Annotated in this window: 13 protein-coding genes; 11 read left to right on the top strand and 2 right to left on the bottom strand. The window is 66.6% G+C overall.

Translation table 11 applies throughout. The features are described from left to right. Window positions 1-38 precede the first annotated feature (38 nt). The 3 genes from MNAB215_RS00335 (at window position 39) to MNAB215_RS00325 (ending at window position 4,718) form a co-directional block, all read left to right on the top strand. Window positions 39-1,703, top strand: coding sequence for a DAK2 domain-containing protein (locus MNAB215_RS00335; RefSeq protein ID WP_083746040.1), 1,665 nt, complete (start codon window positions 39-41; stop codon window positions 1,701-1,703). A gap of 2 nt (window positions 1,704-1,705) precedes the next feature. Further along, entirely contained in the window at window positions 1,706-3,925 is a 2,220-nt protein-coding gene (gene recG, locus MNAB215_RS00330; protein WP_077076955.1) for an ATP-dependent DNA helicase RecG, read from the top strand. An 82-nt stretch (window positions 3,926-4,007) separates the two neighbouring features. After that, complete coding sequence (locus MNAB215_RS00325) at window positions 4,008-4,718, top strand: HNH endonuclease family protein (protein WP_077076954.1); 711 nt, start codon at window positions 4,008-4,010, stop codon at window positions 4,716-4,718. On the opposite strand, the gene MNAB215_RS00320 is transcribed toward MNAB215_RS00325, so the two are convergent. Together MNAB215_RS00320 and MNAB215_RS00315 are read right to left on the bottom strand one after the other, a co-directional pair. Next, window positions 4,715-5,560, bottom strand: coding sequence for an aldo/keto reductase (locus MNAB215_RS00320; protein WP_165691508.1), 846 nt, complete (start codon window positions 5,558-5,560; stop codon window positions 4,715-4,717). The genes MNAB215_RS00325 and MNAB215_RS00320 overlap by 4 nt on opposite strands. A 6-nt stretch (window positions 5,561-5,566) precedes the next feature. Then, on the bottom strand, window positions 5,567-6,400 hold the full coding sequence (locus tag MNAB215_RS00315) for an aldo/keto reductase (RefSeq protein ID WP_077076952.1): 834 nt from the start codon (window positions 6,398-6,400) through the stop codon (window positions 5,567-5,569). On the opposite strand from MNAB215_RS00315, the gene MNAB215_RS00310 reads away from it, so the two are divergent. The 8 genes from MNAB215_RS00310 to MNAB215_RS00275 all read left to right on the top strand — a co-directional run bounded on the left by MNAB215_RS00310 (window position 6,399) and on the right by MNAB215_RS00275 (window position 22,489). Continuing rightward, window positions 6,399-7,517 carry an alpha/beta hydrolase gene (locus MNAB215_RS00310; RefSeq protein WP_077076951.1) on the top strand — a complete coding sequence of 373 codons (1,119 nt, stop codon included), beginning with the start codon at window positions 6,399-6,401 and terminating at the stop codon, window positions 7,515-7,517. The genes MNAB215_RS00315 and MNAB215_RS00310 overlap by 2 nt on opposite strands. A 34-nt stretch (window positions 7,518-7,551) precedes the next feature. Then, entirely contained in the window at window positions 7,552-8,322 is a 771-nt protein-coding gene (locus tag MNAB215_RS00305; RefSeq protein ID WP_077076950.1) for a DsbA family protein, read from the top strand. 8 nt (window positions 8,323-8,330) lie between these two features. After that, window positions 8,331-8,927, top strand: a complete 597-nt coding sequence (locus MNAB215_RS00300) for a vitamin K epoxide reductase family protein (RefSeq protein WP_245830084.1) — start codon at window positions 8,331-8,333, stop codon at window positions 8,925-8,927. 16 nt (window positions 8,928-8,943) lie between these two features. Beyond that, complete coding sequence (locus tag MNAB215_RS00295; RefSeq protein WP_077076948.1) at window positions 8,944-12,327, top strand: pyruvate carboxylase; 3,384 nt, start codon at window positions 8,944-8,946, stop codon at window positions 12,325-12,327. Next, window positions 12,324-12,878 carry a 16S rRNA (guanine(966)-N(2))-methyltransferase RsmD gene (gene rsmD, locus MNAB215_RS00290; protein WP_077078294.1) on the top strand — a complete coding sequence of 185 codons (555 nt, stop codon included), beginning with the start codon at window positions 12,324-12,326 and terminating at the stop codon, window positions 12,876-12,878. Before MNAB215_RS00295 ends, rsmD begins: the two co-directional genes overlap by 4 nt. Window positions 12,879-12,902: 24 nt before the next feature. Then, window positions 12,903-13,385, top strand: coding sequence for a pantetheine-phosphate adenylyltransferase (gene coaD, locus MNAB215_RS00285; protein ID WP_077076947.1), 483 nt, complete (start codon window positions 12,903-12,905; stop codon window positions 13,383-13,385). A 147-nt stretch (window positions 13,386-13,532) separates the two neighbouring features. Beyond that, entirely contained in the window at window positions 13,533-15,188 is a 1,656-nt protein-coding gene (locus MNAB215_RS00280) for a PfaD family polyunsaturated fatty acid/polyketide biosynthesis protein (protein WP_245830083.1), read from the top strand. 863 nt (window positions 15,189-16,051) lie between these two features. Beyond that, window positions 16,052-22,489 (top strand): type I polyketide synthase, encoded by a 6,438-nt coding sequence (locus tag MNAB215_RS00275; protein WP_131829062.1) that lies wholly within the window; start codon window positions 16,052-16,054, stop codon window positions 22,487-22,489. The last annotated feature ends 8 nt before the right edge of the window (window positions 22,490-22,497 follow it).

Raw genomic sequence — 22,497 nt, 5'->3', positions numbered from 1 at the left:
GTCGGCCGGTGCGGAGGAGGTAGGTGACGGTGCGTGTGCTGGACGCCTCGGCCCTGCGGGATTGGGCGCACACCGCCGTCAGCGACCTGATCACCCACATCGACGAAATCAACCGCCTGAACGTCTTCCCGGTCGCCGACTCCGATACCGGGGCGAACATGCTGTTCACCATGCGTTCCGCGCTGGCCGAGGCCAACGCGGGAGTCGGGGCGGACGGCGGCTCCGGCTGCGTCGCGCGGGTGGCGTCCGCGCTGTCCGCCGGGGCGCTCAACGGGGCCCGCGGCAATTCCGGCGTGATCCTGTCCCAGATCCTGCACGGCATCGCCGACGTCACCGCGACCGCGGCCGCCAAAGCCGGCGGGGAGTTGCCGCAGATGGACGCCGCGCTGCTGGGGGCCGCCCTGCGGCGCGGCGTCGAGCTGGTCATCACCTCGATGGGCGGGCAAGAGGTCCCGGGGACCATCGTCTCGGTCCTGCGGGCCGCCGCCGATGGCGTTGAGGACTGCGCCGCCGACGGGCTGGCCGCCGCGATCACCGCCGGGGGCGACGCGGCCGTGATCGCGCTGGAAAAGACCACCGAGCAGCTCGATGTGCTCGCCGATGCCGGTGCGGTCGACGCGGGCGGTCGCGGCCTGCTGGTGCTGCTCGACGCGCTGCGCTCGACGGTCACCGGCCAGACGCCCGACCGCACGGTCTACGAACTCTCCCCGCGCACCCATCCGGCCGAGGCCGTCGCCGAGCGGCCGCCTCCCCAGTTCGAGGTGATGTACCTGCTTGACGGCTGCGATGCCGCCTCGGCGGATCTGCTGCGAGTTCGGCTCGAGGCGCTGGGCGAATCGGTGGCCATCGCCGCCGCGCCGTCCGGCAGCTACTCCGTGCATGTGCATGCCGACGACGCCGGTGCCGCCGTCGAAGCGGGGCTGATGGCCGGACAACCGAGCCGGATCGTGATCTCGGCCTTGAATTCCGGCACTGCCGGACTGCCCGCCGGAAGCTGGACCCGGGAACGGGCCGTGCTGGCCGTCGTCGACGGGGACGGCGCCGCCCAGTTGTTCGCCGGCGAGGGCGCCTGCGTGTTGCGACCGCACGCCCCGGCGCATGACCCGTCCTCCGGCATCAGCGCGCACCGGCTGGTGCGGGCCATCGTCGACACCGGCGCCGCCCAGGTGATGGTGATGCCCAACGGCTACGTGGCGGCCGAGGAGTTGGTGGCCGGCTGCACCGCGGCCATCGGCTGGGGAATCGACGTGGTGCCGATACCGACGGAGTCGATGGTGCAGGGGCTGGCGGCGCTGGCCGTGCACGAACCGGGCGCCCACGCCGTCGACGACGGCTACACCATGGCCCGCGCCGCCGGCGCAGCCCGGCATGGATCGGTGCGCATTGCCACCGAGAGCGCACTGACCTGGGCCGGTCGCTGTCAGCCGGGCGACGGCCTGGGCATCGCGGGTGACGAGGTGCTGATCGTGGCCGCCGACGCGGCCGCCGCGGCGATCGGGCTGATCGATCTGCTGGTGGCATCCGGCGGCGATCTGGTGACGGTGCTGATCGGTGCCGACGTCCTGGCCGACGCCTCGGACATTTCAGCCACCGCGGTCAGCGACATCCTGGGTGAGCACGTGCACGACAATCATCCGGGGACCGAGCTGGTGATCTACCTGACCGGCCATCGCGGTGACGCGCTGCTGATCGGGGTCGAGTAGCCGTGGTGTCGCTGTCCGACCGGCTGGACCTCATCGTCGGCGCCAAGGCGGCCGAGCTACTCGACGACCTCTTCGGCATCCAGACCGTCGACGACCTGCTGCGCCACTACCCGCGCAGTTATACCGAGGGCGCCACAAAATGGGATGCCGACGATGAGCGGCCCGACGAGGGCCAGCACATCACCCTCGTCGACACCATCACCGATACGCACTCGTTTCCGATGAAGAAGAACCCGAGGCGCAAATGCCTGCGCATCACCGTGGGCTCCGGTCGCAGCAAGGTGACCGCGACGTTCTTCAACGCGGACTACCTCAGCAAGGACCTCACCAAGGACACGCGGGTGATGCTCTCCGGCGAAGTCGGATACTTCAAGAACGTCATGCAGCTGACGCACCCGGACTTTCTCATCCTCGACTCGCCGGGCGGACGCAACCGCGGCAGCAAGTCGCTCAAAACCATCGCCGACACCTCGCAGGCCGTCAGCGGTGAGGTGTTGATGTCGGCGTTCGAACGCCGCTTCTTCCCGATCTATCCGGCCAGCACCAAACTGCAGAGCTGGGACATCTTCGCCTGCGTGCGCCAAGTGCTCGACGTCCTCGACCCGGTCACCGACCCGCTGCCCGACGAACTCCTCGCCGACCGCGACCTGATGTCCGAAGACGAGGCACTGCGCGCCATTCATCTGGCCGAGGACGAGACGGTGCGTCGTCGCGCGCGCGAGCGATTGACCTTCGACGAAGCCGTCGGCCTGCAATGGGCACTGGTATCTCGTCGGCACGGCGAGTTGTCGCAATCGGGTCCGCCTGCGCCGCGGCGGCCCGACGGGCTGGCCGCGGAACTGTTGCGGCGCTTGCCATTCGATCTGACCGCGGGGCAGCGCGAGACACTCGACGTGCTCGCCGAAGGGCTCGCGGCAAATCGCCCGATGAACCGGCTGCTGCAAGGTGAGGTCGGCTCGGGCAAGACGATCGTAGCGGTCCTGGCGATGCTGCAGATGGTCGACGCGGGCTACCAGTGCGCGCTATTGGCGCCGACGGAAGTCCTTGCCGCACAACATCTGCGGTCCATCTGCGACGTGCTCGGTCCGTTGGCGATGGCCGGTCAGCTGGGCGGGGCCGACGACGCTACCCGGGCGGTGCTGCTCACCGGCTCGATGTCGGCGGCGCAGAAGAAGCAAGTTCGCGCCGAGATTGTCAGCGGTCAGGTCGGCATCGTCATCGGCACGCACGCGCTGCTGCAAGACTCGGTGGAATTCGCCAACCTGGGCATGGTCGTGGTCGACGAGCAGCACCGATTCGGTGTAGAGCAACGAGATCAGTTGCGCGCCAAGGCCCCTGCCGGGATCACCCCGCATCTGCTGGTGATGACGGCGACGCCGATTCCCCGCACTGTCGCGTTGACCGTCTACGGTGACCTGGAAACCTCGACGCTGCGCGAGCTGCCGCGCGGACGCCAGCCGATCACCACCAACGTCATCTTCGTACGCGACAAGCCCGCCTGGCTGGACCGCGCCTGGGAGCGCATCGTGGAGGAGGTTTCGGCCGGCCGGCAAGCCTATGTGGTCGCGCCCCGTATCGATGACAGCGACGAGGCGCCCACGGGCGAGGAGGCCGCGCGACCGACCGAGACCGCCGTCGGGCTCTTCGAAAGGCTGCGCTCCGATGAGCTGGCGACGTTGCGGCTGGGGCTCATGCATGGGCGGTTGACCGCCGACGAGAAGGACGCCGCGATGACCGCTTTTCGCAGCGGCGACACCGATGTGCTGGTGTGCACCACCGTCATTGAGGTCGGGGTCGACGTCCCCAACGGCACGGTCATGCTGGTGATGGACGCCGACCGATTCGGCATCAGCCAGCTGCATCAGCTGCGCGGCCGGATCGGTCGCGGCGAGCATGCGAGCTTGTGCCTGCTCGCCAGCTGGAGCTCGCCGGGATCGCCTGCCGGCCGGCGGCTGACCGCCGTCGCGGGGACGCTGGACGGTTTCGCCCTTTCCGAGCTGGATCTCAAAGAGCGCCGCGAAGGAGATGTGCTGGGCCGCAACCAGTCCGGTAAGGCAATCACCCTGCGGCTACTGTCGCTGGCCGATCACCTGGTATTCATCGAGGCCGCCCGGGAGTTCTGCACCGAGGCGTACTCGGATGCGGGTCTGCACCCCGGATTGGCGTTATTGGCGGCACGATTCACCAACACCGACCGCATCGAATACCTGGACAAGTCGTGACGTGCCACCGACGATGCAGTGGGGGCACCGCCAGCCGCGCGGCGGCAAGGGGGACGAAGCGGTGAGGAGGAGTGGCACACCTGTGAACCGCAAAGTCCTGCTGTGGTTGTCGGCGGCGGCCGTGCTCACGGTGCTGGTCGCCTACCAGACGCTGGGATCGACGGCGGCCAAGCGGGCCGAAGTCAGGGCTCGCGCCGACGTGCCCACGGTGCAACCCGGCGCCGACGTGCTGGCCGGTATCACGGTGCTGCCGCTGCGAATTCGCCGCTACGACTACCACCGATCGGCCTATGGGGATGCGTGGGACGACGACAACGACGCCCCGGGCGGACACAACGGGTGCGACACCCGCGACGACATCCTGAACCGCGATCTGGTCGACAAGACGTTTGTGTCGATCAAGCGCTGCCCGAACGCGGTGGCCACCGGAACCCTGCATGACCCGTACACCAACACCACCATCGTCTTCCAGCGCGGCGCCAAGGTCGGCGAAGCCGTGCAGATCGACCACATCGTCCCGCTCGCCTACGCATGGGATATGGGGGCGTACGGCTGGACGGTTCCCGAGCGGATGCGATTCGCCAACGATCCTGCCAACCTGCTGGCCGTCGAGGGTCAGGCCAACCAGGACAAGGGCGATTCACCGCCGGCTTTGTGGATGCCACCCAACAGGGCATTCGATTGTCAGTACGCCATGCAGTTCATCGCCGTGCTGCGCGGATATCAGCTGCCGGTAGAGCAGGCGTCGGCCGGTGCACTGCGGCAGGCGGCGGCCACCTGCCCGGCGGGCTAGGTGCCCTCGTAGGTATCGGGGTCGGGGCGTAACCGGGTGCCGTCGTTGAGTGCGTTGATCGCGTCCATGTGATCGGCGGCCAACTCGAAGTCGAACACGTCCAGGTTGCCGGCGATGTGCTCGGCCGAGGCCGACCGGAAGATCACCGCGTTGCCGAGTTGCAGGTTCCACCGCAGCAGCACCTGCGATGGCGTCTTGCCGTATTCGCCGGCGACCGAGGTCACCGTCGGGTTGTCGTTCAATCTGCCCAGCGCCAGCGGCGTGTAGGACTGCGTCACGACATTGTGCTGCGCGTTCGTCTTGCGCATCTCGGTCTGGTTGAGCAGCGGATGCAGCTCGATCTGATTGACCGCCGGCGTCGTGAAAACCAGGTCGATGACCATCGACAGGTGCTCCTCGGTGAAGTTGGAGACACCGATCGAGCGGGCGAGCCCCTCGCGATGAAGCTGAAGAAGGCCGCCGAAGGAGTCCACGTAATTGCCCAGCGACGCGGCCGGCCAGTGAATCAGATAGAGGTCGACGTAGTCCAGGCCGAGCCGCTCTAAGCTGGCGGCGCAGGCACCCTGGGAACTCGTCAAGCCCTGGTCGGCAGTGGCCAGCTTGGTGGTGACGAACAACTCGGCGCGCGGAATTCCGGAGGCGGCGATAGCGCGGCCGACCGCGGCCTCGTTGCCATACGCCGCGGCTGTGTCGATCAGCCGGCAGCCGATCTCCAGCGCCGACGAGACGGCGCGCTCGGTCTCGTCTTCCGACAAATCCGCGACGCCGAGGCCAAGCACCGGCATCGTGTTTTCGTCATTGAGAGTTATCGAGGGTACGGCGGAGCCCGATTCGCCAGTCACCGTGATTCACCTGCCTGTGTAAGTGAAAGTGCGCGGATTCGGACCAAGCCGGGTGCCATCGTCGAGTGAGGCGATCGCCGCCATCTGATCGGCGCTGAGTTCGAAATCGAACACGTCGAAGTTGCTCGCAATCCTGGTGGGGTTCACTGACTTGGGGATCACGATATTACCGAGCTGTAGATGCCACCGGAGCAGCACCTGGGCCGGTGTCCGCCCAGAGTCCTTCGCGACGCGGGCAACCGTGGGGTGATCCAGTAGCGCGCCGCGCCCCAGCGGCGCCCATGCCTCGGTCGCGATGCCGCGTTGTGCGTGCACCTCGCGCAGCTCCGTCTGGGGGAATAGCGGGTGCAGCTCGATCTGGTTGACGGCCGGAACGATGCCGGTGGCGTCGACGAGCACCGTGAGATGTTCGGGCTCGAAATTGCTGACGCCGATCGACCGGATCCGGCCCTGATCGCGCAGGTGGGCAAAGGCTTTGAAGGTGTCGACGAACTTGCCGAGGTCGGGCTGCGGCCAGTGGATCAAGTAGAGGTCCAGGTAGTCGAACCCGAGCCGGTTCATGCTGGCATCGAATGCCGTCAGCGTGCTGTCGTACCCCTGGTCCGGGTTGGCCAGCTTGGTCACCACGTAAAGTTGTTCGCGCGGCACGTCGGACTCGGCAACCGCACGCCCGGTTTCCCGTTCATTGCGGTAGGCCGCGGCGGTGTCGATATGCCGGTACCCGGCGCGCAGCGCGGCACTCACCGCCTGCTGGGTGTCCGCCGGCGCGACCTTGAAGACTCCGAGTCCGACGGCGGGAATCGAATTGCCGTCGTTCAGGGTGACTAAGGGGGCTGCCATGACACAGAGTCTGCCAGGCGCGCCGCGCCTGCAGCGCGGGGCGAAACGCCCGCCGCCGCGCTGGGCTGGGCTCGTCCACGGCGCGGTCACCAACGTCGGCGTCAAGGTCATTCCGTGGATCCCGGCGCCGGCAAAGCGGGCGTTGTTCCGTGGTCGTTCGGTGATCATCGACGGCAACACCCTGGACCCCACGCTGCAACTGATGCTCTCGGGTCTGCGGCTCGCCGACATCGACGGCCTGGCCGTCGACGGCGACGTGGCGGCGTCGCGCGCGCAGATGCGCAACAACCTGGTGAAATTTCCCGGCCCGCAGATCCACGTCGGGGTCAACAACCTCACGCTGCCGGGGCCGGCCGGACCGATCGCGGCGCGCCACTACCGCCCGCTCGGTGGCGAGGCCACCGACGTGCTGGTCTTCTTTCACGGCGGCGGCTGGGTGCTCGGCGACCTGGACACCACCGACACGCTGTGCCGCTTGACCTGCCGGGACGCCGGCATCCAAGTGTTGTCGATCGGCTATCGGCTGGCTCCCGAGCATCCGGCGCCGGCCGCGGTCGAGGATGCCTACGCGGCGTTCAAGTGGGCCTGCGAGCACGCCGGTGAACTCGGCGCCACGCCAGGGCGCGTCGCCGTCGGCGGTGACAGCGCCGGCGGCAACCTGGCTGCCGTCGTCTCCCAGCTGGCGCGCGACGACGGTGGCCCTGCGCCCGTGCTGCAGTGGCTGATCTATCCGCGGACGGACTTCACTGCGCAGACCCGATCGCTGAGCCTATTCGCGCAGGGTTTCCTGTTGACCAAGCACGACATCGACTGGTTCAACGCGCTGTATCTGGGGGGCACGGGCATCGACCCGGCAGACCCGCGGGTGTCGCCGCTGCTGGCCGATTCCCTGTCCGGGCTGGCGCCCGCGTTGATCGCGGTCGCGGGCTTTGACCCGCTGCGCGACGAGGGCCAGAACTACGCGGCGGCGCTGCAGGCCGCCGGGACGGCGGTGGACCTGCGGACGATGGGTTCGCTGACGCATGGTTTCGCCAACCTGTTCCAGCTCGGCGGCGGCAGCCTCACCGCGACAAGTGATCTGATTTCGGCGTTGCGCGCCCACCTGAGCCGGGCCTGATCTACCGGCTCGGCGCCGCCGGTAATCTGATCCTGTGGCCGACAAACCTAAACGACCCGCGCGATTCGACCTGAAGTCCACGGGCGGTAAGTCCGGCGGCCGACTTGTCCAGATCGGCGGCACCGCGTTCGTCGTGATCTTCGCGGTCGCGCTGGTCTTCTACATCGTGACCCAGCATCACGACAAGAAGTCCGGCGCCGCCGGTCAGGGCGACACGGTGCGGGTGACGTCGAGCAAGCTCGTCACCGCGCCCGGCACCAGCAACCCCAAGGCCGTCGTCGCGTTCTACGAGGATTTCCTGTGCCCGGCATGCGGCAATTTCGAGCGCACCTTCGGGCCGACGGTGTCCAAGCTGATCGACGCCGGCGCCATCGCGGCCGACTACTCGATGGTGTCGATCCTCGACAGCGCCAAGAGCCAGAACTACTCATCACGGGCGGGCGCGGCGGCCCTGTGCGTCGCCGACGAGTCCAACGACGCGTTCCGCCGCTTCCACACCGCGCTGTTCTCCACCGGCATCCAGCCCGACGAACGGGGCACCAGTTTCCCCGACAACGCGAAATTGATAGAGATCGCCCGCCAGGCCGGCGTCGTGGGCAAGGTCCCGGACTGCGTCAACAGCGGGAAGTACCTCTCCAAGGTCACCGGCGAGGCCGCGGCCGCGGGCATCACCGCAACCCCGACGATCAAGATCAACGGCGAAAACTATGACCCGTCGACGCCCGACGCGTTGGTCGCCAAGATCAAAAGCATCGTCGGCGATGTACCAGGAATCGACACCGCTGTCGCTCCCGCGGCTTCGTGACGGTCGCGGTGTCAGTGCCACCCGGTGACGCGCGGGTACCCGCGCCGAGCGCGTGGTGGCTGCTGATCGCCGGTGTAATCGGGCTTGTCTCATCGGCGACGCTGACGGTGGAGAAGATCGATCTCTTGGCCAACCCGTCGTACGTGCCGTCCTGCAATATCAATCCGATCCTGTCGTGCGGCTCGGTGATGGTCACACCGCAGGCGTCGGCGTTCGGCTTCCCCAACCCGCTGCTGGGTATCGCGGGTTTCACCGTGGTCGTCGTGGCCGGCGTGCTGGCGGTCGCGAAAGTGTCTTTGCCCCAATGGTTTTGGATTGGTTTGGCGGTCGGGATCCTGAGCGGCGCGGTGTTGGTGCATTGGCTGATCTTTCAGAGCCTGTACCGGATCGGTGCGCTGTGCCCCTATTGCATGGTGGTGTGGGCGGTCACCGTCACCCTGCTGGTGGTGGTGTTGTCGATCGTGCTCCGCGGATCGCTGGACGACTCGGGCGCGCTGGTCCGGGTGCTTTTTCAATGGCGATGGTCGATCGTGGCGTTGTGGTTTACCACCGTGTTTCTGCTGATCATGGTGCGGTTCTGGGACTACTGGTCGACGCTTCTTTAGAGGTGAGGAGTCAATAGTGATCTCCAAAGTGCTGGTGGCCAATCGCGGCGAGATCGCGATTCGCGCCTTCCGCGCGGCCTACGAACTCGGAGTCGGTACGGTGGCCGTCTACGCCTACGAGGACCGCAATTCACAGCATCGGCTCAAGGCCGACGAGTCCTATCAGATCGGCGATGTGGGCCACCCGGTGCGGGCCTACCTGTCGGTCGACGAGATCGTCGAGACGGCGCGCCGGGCCGGCGCCGATGCGGTGTACCCCGGCTACGGCTTCTTGTCGGAGAACCCGGATCTGGCCGCGGCCTGCGCGGCGGCGGGCATCAAGTTCGTCGGCCCCAGCGCCGAAGTCCTTGAGCTGACCGGAAATAAGTCTCGGGCGATCGCGGCGGCCCGGGAAGCCGGGCTGCCGGTGCTTACCTCGTCGGCACCGTCGTCGTCGGTTGACGAGCTGGTGGCGGCCGCGGCCGACATGCGATTCCCCTTGTTCGTCAAGGCGGTTGCGGGCGGTGGGGGACGAGGCATGCGCCGCGTCAGCGATATCGGCGCGCTGCCCGAGGCGATTGAATCCGCCAGCCGCGAAGCTGAATCAGCATTCGGCGACCCGACGGTGTATCTCGAGCAGGCGGTGATCAAACCGCGCCACATCGAGGTGCAGATCCTGGCCGACACCACCGGCGAGGTGATCCATCTCTACGAACGCGACTGCAGTGTGCAGCGTCGCCATCAGAAGGTCATCGAGCTGGCGCCCGCGCCGAACCTGGATCCCGAACTGCGGGAAAGGATTTGCGCCGACGCGGTCGCGTTCGCCCGACACATCAACTACAGCTGCGCCGGCACGGTCGAGTTCCTGCTGGACGAAAGCGGGCACTACGTCTTCATCGAGATGAATCCGCGGATTCAGGTGGAGCACACCGTGACCGAGGAGATCACCGACGTCGACCTGGTCTCCAGCCAGCTGCGCATCGCGTCCGGCGAGACGCTGGACGACCTGGGCCTGCACCAGCAGGACGTCCGGCCGCACGGCGCCGCGCTGCAGTGCCGGATCACCACCGAGGATCCGGCCAACGGGTTCCGGCCCGACACCGGCCGGATCAGCGCGTACCGCAGCCCCGGCGGCGCCGGCATCCGGCTGGACGGCAGCACCAACCTGGGCGCCGAGATCAGCGCGCATTTCGATTCCATGCTGGTCAAGCTGACCTGCCGGGGCCGCGACTTCCACACGGCGGTCAACCGGGCGCGCCGGGCCATCGCCGAATTCCGGATTCGCGGGGTATCGACGAATATCCCCTTCCTGCAAGCGGTTCTGGAAGATCCGGACTTCCAGGCCGGCCGGGTTACCACGTCCTTCATCGACGAACGCCCACAGCTGCTGACCGCCCGCGCGTCGGCCGACCGCGGCACCAAGATCCTCACGTATCTGGCCGACGTCACCGTCAATCAGCAACACGGCACCCGGGTGTCGACGGTGTACCCGCATGACAAGCTGCCCGAGGTCGATCTCGAGGCCGCGCCGCCGGCCGGATCCAAGCAGCGACTCGTCGAGTTGGGGCCCGAGGGTTTCGCGCGCTGGCTGCGCGAGTCGCCGGCGGTCGGCGTCACCGACACCACTTTTCGCGATGCCCATCAGTCTTTGCTGGCCACCCGGGTGCGTACCAGCGGATTAGGCATGGTGGCACCGTATTTGGCCCGGACGACGCCGCAGCTGTTATCGGTGGAGTGCTGGGGTGGCGCGACGTACGACGTGGCGCTGCGGTTCCTCAAGGAAGATCCGTGGGAGCGGCTGGCCACGCTGCGCGAGGCGATGCCCAACATCTGTTTGCAGATGCTGCTGCGTGGCCGCAACACCGTCGGCTATACGCCCTACCCGGAGCTGGTGACGTCGGCGTTCGTGGACGAGGCGACCGCCACCGGCATCGACATCTTCCGCATCTTCGACGCGCTCAACAACCTCGAGTCGATGCGCCCGGCGATCGACGCCGTGCGCGAAACAGGTTCTGCGATAGCAGAAGTCGCGATGTGCTACACCGGCGACCTGTCCGATCCCGGGGAGCGGCTTTACACGCTGGACTACTACTTGAAGCTGGCCGAGCAGATTGTGGACGCCGGCGCCCACGTGCTGGCCATCAAGGACATGGCCGGGCTGTTGCGGCCACCGGCCGCGCACACGTTGGTGTCGGCGTTGCGCAGTCGGTTCGACCTGCCCGTGCACGTGCACACCCACGACACACCGGGCGGCCAGCTGGCCAGCTACGTCGCGGCATGGCGGGCGGGTGCCGACGCCGTCGACGGAGCGGCCGCGCCACTGGCGGGCACCACCAGCCAGCCCGCGCTGAGTTCGATCGTCGCCGCCGCTGCGCACACCGAATACGACACCGGCCTGTCGCTGCAGGCCGTATGCGCGCTGGAGCCGTACTGGGAAGCGTTGCGAAAGGTGTACGCGCCCTTCGAGTCCGGGTTGCCGGGCCCGACCGGGCGGGTGTACCACCACGAAATCCCGGGCGGCCAATTGTCGAACCTGCGGCAGCAGGCGATTGCGCTGGGGTTGGGTGATCGATTCGAAGAGATCGAAGAGGCCTACGCCGGTGCGGACCGGGTGCTGGGGCGGCTGATCAAAGTCACGCCGTCGTCGAAGGTCGTCGGCGATCTGGCGCTCGCGCTGGTCGGTGCCGGGGTAAGCGCCGACGAATTCGCCTCTGACCCAGCACGATTCGACATTCCCGATTCGGTGCTCGGATTCCTGCGCGGCGAGCTGGGTGATCCGGCCGGCGGATGGCCCGAACCATTGCGCAGCAAGGCGTTGGAGGGCCGCGCGCCCGCCAAGCCCATCCAGGAACTGACCGCCGAGGACGAGGCTGCGCTGGCCCTGAACGGCGCCAAGCGCCAGGCCACCCTGAACCGTTTGTTATTCCCCGGCCCCACAAAGGAATTCGAAGAGCACCGGGAAATCTACGGCGACACCTCACATCTTTCGGCCAACCAGTTCTTCTACGGTCTGCGGCAGGGCGAAGAGCACAGCGTCGAGCTGGAACGCGGGGTCGACCTGTTGATCGGGCTCGAGGCCATCTCCGAACCGGACGAGCGCGGCATGCGAACGGTGATGTGCATCCTCAACGGTCAGCTGCGGCCGGTGCTGGTGCGCGACCGCAGCATTGCCAGCGCGGTGCCGACGGCGGAGAAGGCCGATCGCGGCAATCCCGATCACATCGCCGCGCCGTTCGACGGGGTGGTCACGGTCGGGGTGTCCGAGGGCGACCAGGTCAGCGCCGGTCAGACCATCGCCACCATCGAGGCGATGAAAATGGAGGCCCCGATCACCGCACCCAAAGACGCCACCGTGGCGCGGGTCGCGTTGTCGAGCGCCGCGCAGGTGGAGGGCGGAGATCTGCTGGTGGTGCTCAGCTGACCCGCATCATCGGTGGCGTCGCCGGCGGGCGGCGCATCGCGGTCCCGCCGCGCGGGACCAGGCCGACCACCGATCGGGTGCGCGAATCGTTGTTCAACATCGTGACCGCCCGGCTGGATCTCGCCGGCCTGGCGGTGCTGGACCTGTACGCCGGTTCGGGTGCGCTGGGTCTGGAGGCGCTGTCGCGCGGCGCGACGTCGGCGCTGTTCGTCGAGTCCGATCAGCGCACAGCAGCCGTCATCGCGCGCAACATCGAAGCCCTTGGTCTGCCCGGCGCGACGGTGCGCCGGGGCGTGGTGGCGGCGGTGGTGGCGGGCGGCACGCAGGCGCCCGTCGACCTGGTGCTGGCCGATCCGCCCTACGAGGTCGAGACCGCCGAGGTCCACGTCGTGGTGGACGCGCTGGTGACCCATGGCTGGGTGCGCGAAGGCACCGTCGCGGTGATCGAGCGCCCGGCCGCCGGTGTCGCGCTGACCTGGCCGGCAGGCTGGACGGCGTGGCCGCAGCGAACATACGGCGACACCCGCCTGGAGCTGGCCCAATTCGGCTGAGGCGCCCTGCTAACTTGATCGCTTATGAGCGGCGCGGTTTGCCCGGGATCGTTTGACCCGGTGACGTTGGGTCACATCGATGTCTTCGAACGCGCCGCGGGGCAGTTCGACGAGGTGGTGGTGGCGATCCTGGTCAACCCCGCCAAGAAGGGCATGTTCGACCTCGACGAGCGGATCGCGATGATCGAGGAGGCGACGGCCCACCTGCCCAACCTGCGGGTCGAGGCGGGGCAGGGCCTGGTGGTCGATTTCGTCACGTCGCGGGGGATGACCGCAATCGTCAAGGGTTTGCGCACCGACACCGACTTCGAATACGAGCTGCAGATGGCGCAAATGAATAAGCACATCGCCAACGTCGACACCTTCTTCGTGGCGACGGCACCGCAGTATTCGTTCGTGTCGTCGTCGTTGGCCAAAGAAGTCGCGACGATGGGCGGTGACGTGTCGGAGCTGCTGCCGGAATCGGTGAACCGCCGGTTGCGCGGGAAGCTGGCGGACAATAGCTGACATTGGCGGCTGAGCCCTAGAGCCCGTAACCGAGGTTTTTACCCGCACAATGGCCGTTCGTGAGAAACTCATGCTGGATTTCGTCAGCTAAGGCAGTCGGCCTTCTAGGCAATACCCATCAAAACTGACGATTGAAGGGGATTGGCATTGAGTGAGCGACCAACCGCGGCATTGGAGCCTCGGATCGAGGCGGAGGTGAGTCCGGCTTTGGGTGGCTGGCGCCCGGCCACCGCGCCTGCCGCGTTCGCGGCCGAAGACATCGCTCACGTCCTTCAATTCGTCCGCCACCCGGTGCACGTGGTCCGCGAGGACACTTCCGGGCAACTGGGTCTGGCGATGGGCGGCGAGTTGGTCAGTGCCGGCGGCTCCGACATATCGCTGATGGGAACGCTGCCCCCGATGTACCCGGAGTGGTTGGGCGGCCGTGAGTTCTGCGAGGCCCATGGGATCCGCTTTCCCTATGTCACCGGCGCCATGGCCAACGGAATCGCGACACCCGAGCTGGTGGTGGCGATGGCGGACGCCGGCATGCTGGGCTTCTTCGGCGCGGGCGGCCTCTCGTATGGCCAAGTGGAACGAGGGCTGGCCGACATCCAGGAGCGACTGGCGGGCAGAACCGGAGTCGCGTGGGGCGCGAACCTGATCCACTCACCCAACGAGGTGTCGCTCGAAGCGCGGGTCGCCGAGCTCTTCATCGCGCGGGGCGTCCGGATCGTCGAGGCGTCCGCCTTCATGAAGCTCACCCCCGCGGTCGTTCACTACGCCCTCTCGGGCTTGTCGACCGATCCGGCCGGCACCATCGTCCGCAGGAACAACGTCGTGGCGAAGATCTCGCGCCCCGAGGTCGCTCGCATGTTCATGGAGCCCGCGCCGGCCGCGCTGGTGTCGGCGCTCCAGGCAGCCGGGAAGCTCACCGCGCGCGAAGCCGAGCTGGCGCGATACGTGCCGGTGGCGGAGGACATCACCGTCGAGGCCGACAGCGGCGGGCACACCGACAACCGGCCACTGTCTGCACTCTTGTCGGAAATCGTCTTGCTGCGCGACAACCTGGCTCAACAGCACAACCTCGGCCGCCGCGTCCGCGTGGGCGCCGGCGGAGGCGTCAGCACGCCGCAGTCCGTCGCCGGTGCGTTCGCGATGGGGGCCGCGTACGTGGTGACCGGCTCGGTCAATCAATCGTGTGTGGAGTCCGGTCTTTCCGCCCAGGCCCGGGGCATGCTCGCGAAGGCCGGCGTGGCCGATGTGATGATGGCGCCCGCGTCCGACATGTTCGAAATGGGTGTCAACCTGCAGGTCCTCAAGCGTGGCTCGATGTTCGGTCCACGGGCGAAGAAGCTCTACGAGTGGTACGCCGCTAGCCCCAATCTGGCCACCGTCGTGGCCGAACACGGACCTGAGCTGGAAAAGATTCTCGGCCTGAGTGTCGACGAGGTCTGGGCTGAGACCGAGCGGTACTGGGCGGATCGTGATCCGGCCGTACTCGAACTTGCCAGCCGCGACCCGAAGTATCAGATCGCGCTGCTGTTCCGCTGGTACCTCGGCAAATCAAGCCGGTGGGCAATCGACGGCGACCCGGGCCGCGTCCTGGACTACCAGATCTGGTGCGGCCCTTCCATGGGAGCCTTCAACAGCTGGGTGGCCGGGAGCTATCTGGAACCGTTGGAACAGCGCAGCGCCGACCAGGTGGCGCTCAATCTGCTGGAAGGTGCCGCCCACATCACCCGGGCGCAGCAGGCCCGCGCCTGCGGAGTACCCGTCCCGGCGAGCGCGTTCCGCTACATTCCGCGACCGTTGTCTCTATAAGAAGTCGAGGCTTTTCATCCAAAGCACTTTGCTTACCTCGCCGAGTCGAAAATTGCGGCGTGTCGGCCTGCCGCTTTGTGCCGAATAAGTCTAGAATTTGCGCCCCGGGCATCGCGATTGGAACCCGCAAAGCGTCATGGGCGACCCTCAATCTTCGGCACCATCCGTGGCGTCGACGAAATTGAGTGCGTGCCCGCCCGCCGTGGCGGTATCTGCGCTAGATGACGCCGTACGAGCAGGGATCCGATGCTCAAAGGAACCCGTTGCCACTGTTGTGCACCGATGCTTTGCATTTCATGTCGGGCAGGAAAAGCAATTTGATTAATCAGTGATGCATTCCTCACACTGACAACATCAGTCAGCATTTCTTATGCGTATTAGCGCGCTGAATTGCGTTGTTGATGTGCAGTGCCAAACGGCATGGCGAAATATATCATCGCGAGGGCACACGATTAATTATGTGGCCGCGAGGCGCAAACGGTCGACGACGACAACGGCTGTGGTGGGGGCCGGTCGCCGCCCGAAGGGATCGGCGGCGAAGGCGCTGAGCAGACGCTTAGGGTGTTGCGCTGGCCTTTGCACGGCGGCGCCGTCTCGCATAAGCGCGAACTGCGCAAATGCACCCGCATCGCTCGGAACCAACGACGACCAACCGTGAAACGCTACGGATCGGAGGTTAACTGTAACGAACAAATTCAGGTGTATTGACAATTCGTCAGTACGCCAGCCGCCGTTCTGATAACGTCCCGGGCGAGCTCTACTTACCCGTCTGAGCTGGTCAACGAAGTAAAACTCGATGGTCAGTATTCGGCACGGAGCAGGTTGACAGCGGTGCTGTCCGTGGAAGCAATGCAAAGGTGGTCATGGAGTCGAAACACCCTGCTGTTGCCGTCGTCGGCGTGAGCGCTCTGTTTCCGGGGTCACCGGAGGCGGAGCGCTTCTGGCGCAACATCGTCGATGGCGTCGACCTCTTCTCCGAAGTTCCCGCGTCGCACTGGCGCGTTGAGGACTACTACGACCCGGCCCCGAATACGCCGGACAAGGTGTACGTCACCCGCGGCGGATTCTTGCCCGAGGTCGACTTCTCACCGATCGACTTCGGGATCCCACCGAACGTCGTGCCGGCGACCGATACCGCCCAGCTGCTTGCGTTGCGGGTCGCGCAGCAAGTGCTGGAGGACGCCGCGGGTGGCGATTTTTCTGACATGGATCGCGAACGGGTCAGCGTCGTCATCGGCTCGTCGGGCGGCACCGAATTGCTCACCTACATGGCGGGCCGCCTGCATCGACCGGTTTGGGAGCGCGGGCTTCGCGCCGCCGGTCTTTCCGAAACTGAGGTCACGGCATTCAGTGAGCACGTGACGTCTGGCTACACGCCCTGGCAGGAGAACACCTTCCCCGGACTCCTCGGCAACGTCATCGCCGGGCGCATCGCCAACCGCTTCGATCTCGGCGGGACGAACTGCGTCATCGACGCGGCGTGCGCGAGCTCGCTGGCCGCCCTCGAGGTTGGCCTGCACGAGTTGTATCTCGGTGAATCGGACATGGTCATCGCCGGGGGCGTCGATGCCTTCAACGACATCTTCATGTTCATGTGCTTCGCGAAGGTCACCGCGCTGTCGCCCAGTGGCGACTGCCGTCCATTCTCCGACCGGTCAGACGGGACGATGCTGGGCGAGGGGCTGGCGATGTTCGCCCTCAAGCGCCTCGACGATGCCGAGCGCGATGGTGACCAGATCTACGCGGTGATCCGCGGCATCGGCACGTCCTCGGACGGCCGGGCAAAGAGCATCTACGCGCCGAGTCCGGCCGGGCAGGCCAAAGCGCTTCGCCGCGCGTATTCCGCCGCGGGCTACGGCCCGGAAACGGTTGGACTCGTCGAGGCGCACGGCACCGGCACCAAGGCCGGCGATGCCGCTGAATTCGCGGCGCTGCGGGAGGTCTTCGCGGCATCAGGGCGCGCGGACCAGCAGTGGTGTGCCCTTGGTTCGGTGAAGTCCCAAGTCGGGCACACCAAAGGCGCGGCGGGCGCGTGCGGTCTCTTCAAGGCCGTGATGGCGCTTCATCACAAGGTGTTGCCGCCGACCATCAAAATCGATCAACCCAACCCCGCCCTCGATCTGGAGAATTCGCCGTTCCACCTACCGGCGCAAACCAAGCCGTGGCTCGCCGACAAGGGGGTGCCGAGGCGCGCGTCCGTCAGCTCGTTCGGCTTCGGTGGCACCAACTTCCACGTCACCGTCGAGGAGTACACGGGCAGCGGAAAGCGTGCGTCGCGATTCCGCTCGTGGGATTCCGAGCTGGTGGTGCTTGGCGCGCAATCGGCCGCGGCGCTTTCCGAAGAGGCCACCCGTCTGTCGGAGTCGCTGGTCGACAGCCCCGACATGCTCAGCTACCTCGCACGGAGCACACAATCCGGGTACGACGCCGCGCAGCCGCACCGGCTTGCGCTCGTCGCCGACAGCGTTTCGAACCTGCGCGCAATGCTCGGTGAAGCCTCGGCAAAGCTCCAAACACCCGATGTCGCATCATCGTTCAGCTCGCCGAAGGGCTACTACTATTCGGCGCAACAAGGCGGGCCCGTCGCCCTGCTGTTTCCCGGACAGGGCAGCCAGTACGTCGGCATGGGCGCTGACGTCCCGCAGCTCTATGAGCCGGCGTTGTCGCCGTGGGAGGTTGCCCGCGCGCAGGATCTGAACGCCGATCGCGACCTGCACCAGGTGGTCTGGCCGAAGACCGAGTTCACCGACGAGGCTCGCGCCCGCCAGGCGGCCGAGCTGACCAAGACCGAGTGGGCACAGCCGGGTATTGGTGCACACAGCTTGAGTCTGTTGTCGGTGATCCGCGCCCTTGGCATTGCCCCCGTCGCCGTCGGTGGTCACAGCTTCGGCGAGGTCACCGCGCTGTGCGCTGCGGGCGTTTTCGACGAAGAGGTTGCCCTATTGATTGCTCGCGCACGTGGTGCGCTGATGGCCCAAGCGGCGGCCAGCAGTGACGGGGCGATGTGCGCGGTGACGGCACCTGCAGATCAGGTCAGCAAGCTGATCGACGAGTGGGGGCTTTCGGTGGTCGTCGCCAACCACAACGCTCCCAACCAGGTTGTGCTGTCGGGCGATAGTGCATCCATAGACGATGCGGCACAACGCTTTAGCGCGGCGGGTATGAACGCGCGTCGCCTCGATGTCGCGACCGCTTTTCATTCCGAGATTGTCAGCTCGGCGGCGGGTCCGTTTGCCTCGTTCCTCGCCGGCATCCCCTTTGCCGTGCCACAGGTACCCGTCTACGCCAACGCGACGGCTCAGCCCTACACCGCCGACGCAGAAGAACTGCGGACCACGCTGGCCAACCAGATCGCGCAGCCAGTGCGATTCGTCGAACAGATTCAGGCGATGTGGCAGGCCGGAGCACGGACCTTCGTCGAGGTGGGACCCGGCACTGTGCTGACGAATCTCGTCGGCAAGTGTCTTGCCGGCCAGGAGCACTCCGCGGTTTCCCTGGATGCCAAGGGCAGGAACGGTATTCGATCGCTGTGGATGGGGCTCGCCCAACTCGCGGCCGCGGGCGTCCCGATGAACTTCGACGGACTTTGGTCGCAGTACCGCGTCGGCGATGACCCGCGTACTCGTAAGCAGCCAAAGATGACGCTGAAGATCAATGGATCCAACTATGGCCGCCCGCAGCGCAGCGATGAGCCCCTGCCGCGGCCGACCCCTCTCGAAACTTCCTCTAGCTCCGGTAACCCCCTCAACGGACACACAACCGAATCGGAGTCCAAATTGACCCAATCCGAATCAATCGCACCCGTGGCACACGGGAACGGCACGGCACCCGCGGCCACTCCGGCGGTATCCGTGCCGGCCGTCCTCAACGGCAACGGCAACGGCCACGGCCACGGTGCTCATGTCACCCTGGCGGCTACTTCGTCTCCTGCCGCGCAGGCTATCGGCGCTGACGTGATGGCCCAGATGGTCGCGGCGGTAGGAACCCTGCAGTACGCCGTCGACAATCTGCACAGTCTTTTGCAGAATCTGACGTCTCAGGCCGCTGTCGCAGCACCGCCGGCAGCACCGCCAGTCGTTCCCAACGGCAGGCCGGCGATGCCCGCGGCTCCGGTTGTTCCGCCGGCGGCCAATGGCAGGGCGGCGATGCCGGCGGCTCCGGTTGTTCCGCCGGCGGCCAATGGCAGGGCGACGATGCCCGCGGCTCCGGTTGTTCCGCCCGCCGCCAATGGCAGGCCGGCGATGCCGGTGGCTCCGGCGGTGGTGCCGGTGGCGTCGAATGGTCATGTGGCTGTGGCGGTTCCGGTTGCGCCGGCTGCTGCGGTGGCTGGGTCTGCGGAGTTGGTTGCGCAGATGTTGGATGTGGTGGCGGATAAGACGGGTTATCCCGTGGAGATGCTTGATTTGTCGATGGCGTTGGAAGCGGATTTGGGGATTGACTCGATTAAGCGGGTTGAGATCTTGTCTGCGGTGCAGGAGCGGATTCCTGCGTTGCCTGAGGTGGAGACGGCGACGATGGCGGCGTTGGCGACGTTGCAGGAGATCATTGATTATTTGCAGTCGCTGATGGGTCCGGTCGCGGTGAATGGTGTTGTGGCTCCGGCGGTGGTGCCGGTGGCGTCGAATGGTCATGTGGCTGTGGCGGTTCCGGTTGCGCCGGCTGCTGCGGTGGCTCCGGTGGCGGTGGCTGGGTCTGCGGAGTTGGTTGCGCAGATGTTGGATGTGGTGGCGGATAAGACGGGTTATCCCGTGGAGATGCTTGATTTGTCGATGGCGTTGGAAGCGGATTTGGGGATTGACTCGATTAAGCGGGTTGAGATCTTGTCTGCGGTGCAGGAGCGGATTCCTGCGTTGCCTGAGGTGGAGACGGCGACGATGGCGGCGTTGGCGACGTTGCAGGAGATCATCGATTACCTGCAGTCGCTGATCACCCCGGCCGCCGTCGACGGCACACCGCCGATGCCAGCACCACCCCCGCCGGCCGCTGCCAACGGCACTCCGGTAGGTGACCGCCTCCCTTTTGAGTTAGCCGGAGCAGCGACCGCCCGCTACGCGGTGCACGCGGTCTCTGCTCCGGCGAGCGGGATGGGGATGCCGGGCCTGCACGGCGGCGCGAACGTCGAGATTGTCGCAACACAGGACGCCGTCGCGGATGCCTTGGCCGAATCCCTTGGCAGGTATGGCATTAACGCCACGGTTGTGCCCGCCCCCCGCGTCGATGCCGGGGCGGTGACCCCCCTCGCAGCTCTGAAAAAAACAGCTACCCGCCACGACACGCTGGCTATCAACCGGGCGGTCTTCGCAGACGCGCAACGCATCGCGGCGAAATTCGCCGAACGCGGCGGTGTCTTCGTCACCGTGCAGGACACCGGCGGCACCTTCGGTCTGCTCACCGAGCCCGGCCCCCGCGCCTGGGCCGGCGGAGTCGGCGCCCTGGCCAAAACCGCCGCGCAAGAATGGCCGGCCGCACACGTCAAAGCGATCGACATCGCAATCGGGCAGCAGTCGCCGACCACCGTCGCCGAACAGCTCGCCCACGAGATACTGGCCGGCGGAGCCGAACTCGAAGTCGGTCTGGGCACCCCCCACGGCCGGGTCACGGTCGCCGCAGACCCGAGCCCGGTGAAAAAGCACACCCGGCGCATCGATCATCGCGACGTGATCGTGGTGTCGGGCGGAGGCCGCGGCGTCACCGCCGCTTCGGTCATTGCGCTGGCCGAGGCGACGCGGGCCAGCTTCGTGTTGATCGGGCGCACCGAACTCAGTGAGGAACCGGCCGCGGCGCACGGGCTGACAACCGACGCCGAGCTCAAGCGGGCCCTGCTCACCAGTGCCGCGGCGCAAGGCGTCAAGCCGACTCCCAAGCAGTTGGAACAACAGGTGCAGCGCATCCTGGCAGATCGCGAGGTACGTGCGACCCTTACCGCGCTGATCGACGCCGGCTCGCACGTTCGCTACGCGGCAGCCGACGTCCGTGATGCCTCTCAACTCGGTGCGCTACTCGACGGCGTGCGAGCCGATTTGGGGCCCATCACCGGGTTGGTACACGGTGCCGGTGTGCTGGCCGACGCACCCCTGCACAAGAAGACGCTGGATGGATTCGACCGTGTCTTCGAGACAAAGGTCGGCGGTCTGTGTGCGCTGCTGGACGCCACGGCCAACGATGCGCTGAAGGTCGTCTGCCTGTTCTCCTCGGTGGCCGCGCGCAGCGGCAACGTCGGTCAGAGCGACTACGCGATGGCCAACGAGATACTCAACAAGGTCGCCCTGGCCGAGCAAGCTCGCCGCGGCCCGTCCTGCCTCGTTCGTGCATTGGGCTGGGGGCCATGGGATTCCGGCATGGTCACCCCCGGCCTCAAGGCGATGTTCGAGTCCCGAGGCATCTCGTTGATCCCGATTGCGGACGGCGCGCAAGCTTTCGTCTCGGACGTCCTGGACGGGGAGACCGGGAGTTCCGAGGTGACTCTCGGAGACGGTGTATTAGCAGGCGTGCCAACACATCCGATGCCCGCCGAGGGCCGGACAGCAAGCGTGGTCGCCCACGCGTCACTACAGCCGTACCTGGTTGATCACCGGATTCAGGGCAACGTTGTGCTGCCGGTTGTGCAAGCGTGCGAGTGGTTCGTGCGGATAGCCGAAGCATGCCGGCCCGGCCAACACGTCGAGCGCCTTCTCGATCTCAAGGTGCTTCGTGGCGTCACGTTGACCGGCTTCGACCAACAGGGTGACCCATTGCTGGTGCGTTGCACACCGGTCCAGGAGGCGCCGAATCGATTGACATGCACGTTGTCCGATGGTTCGGGATCGGCCGCCTACTACTCCGCGACCGTCGAAATGCGTTCGGGCCCAACCGCCGCGCCGACACTGGCGACAGCTGCGCTCGGCGGTCGCCTGCTCGACCGCGACGCCTGCTACAGCACCGACGCGCTGTTCCATGGCCCCGCGTTCCAGGTCCTCGACAGCGTCGACTGCCAGGAGTCGGGCGCGACGGCATCCCTGTACGGCCTGACAACGGCAGGCTGGCCTGGCGACGGCTGGGCTACGGATCCGGCTGCCCTCGACGGCTGCCTCCAAGCGGCATTGGTCTGGAGCTTCGTCCGACTCGGTCGCACCGTGCTGCCGCTGAAGGTGGGCGAGGTTGTCCGTTATCGCGCCGGCGCGCTGGGCGGCGGGCTGCGGTGCGTACTTTCGAATGGCGACGCCAAGAACAGCCGAGCCGTCTGCGACCTCGACCTTGTCGACGCGGATGATCTCGTGGTTGTCAGCTTCAAACGGCTTGAGTTGTACCCCTACGGCAGCTGATCGAACGA

The sequence above is a fragment of the Mycobacterium numidiamassiliense genome (assembly GCF_900157365.1).
GTDB lineage: Bacteria > Actinomycetota > Actinomycetes > Mycobacteriales > Mycobacteriaceae > Mycobacterium > Mycobacterium numidiamassiliense.
This window is presented reverse-complemented; position numbering and strand designations above follow the sequence as displayed.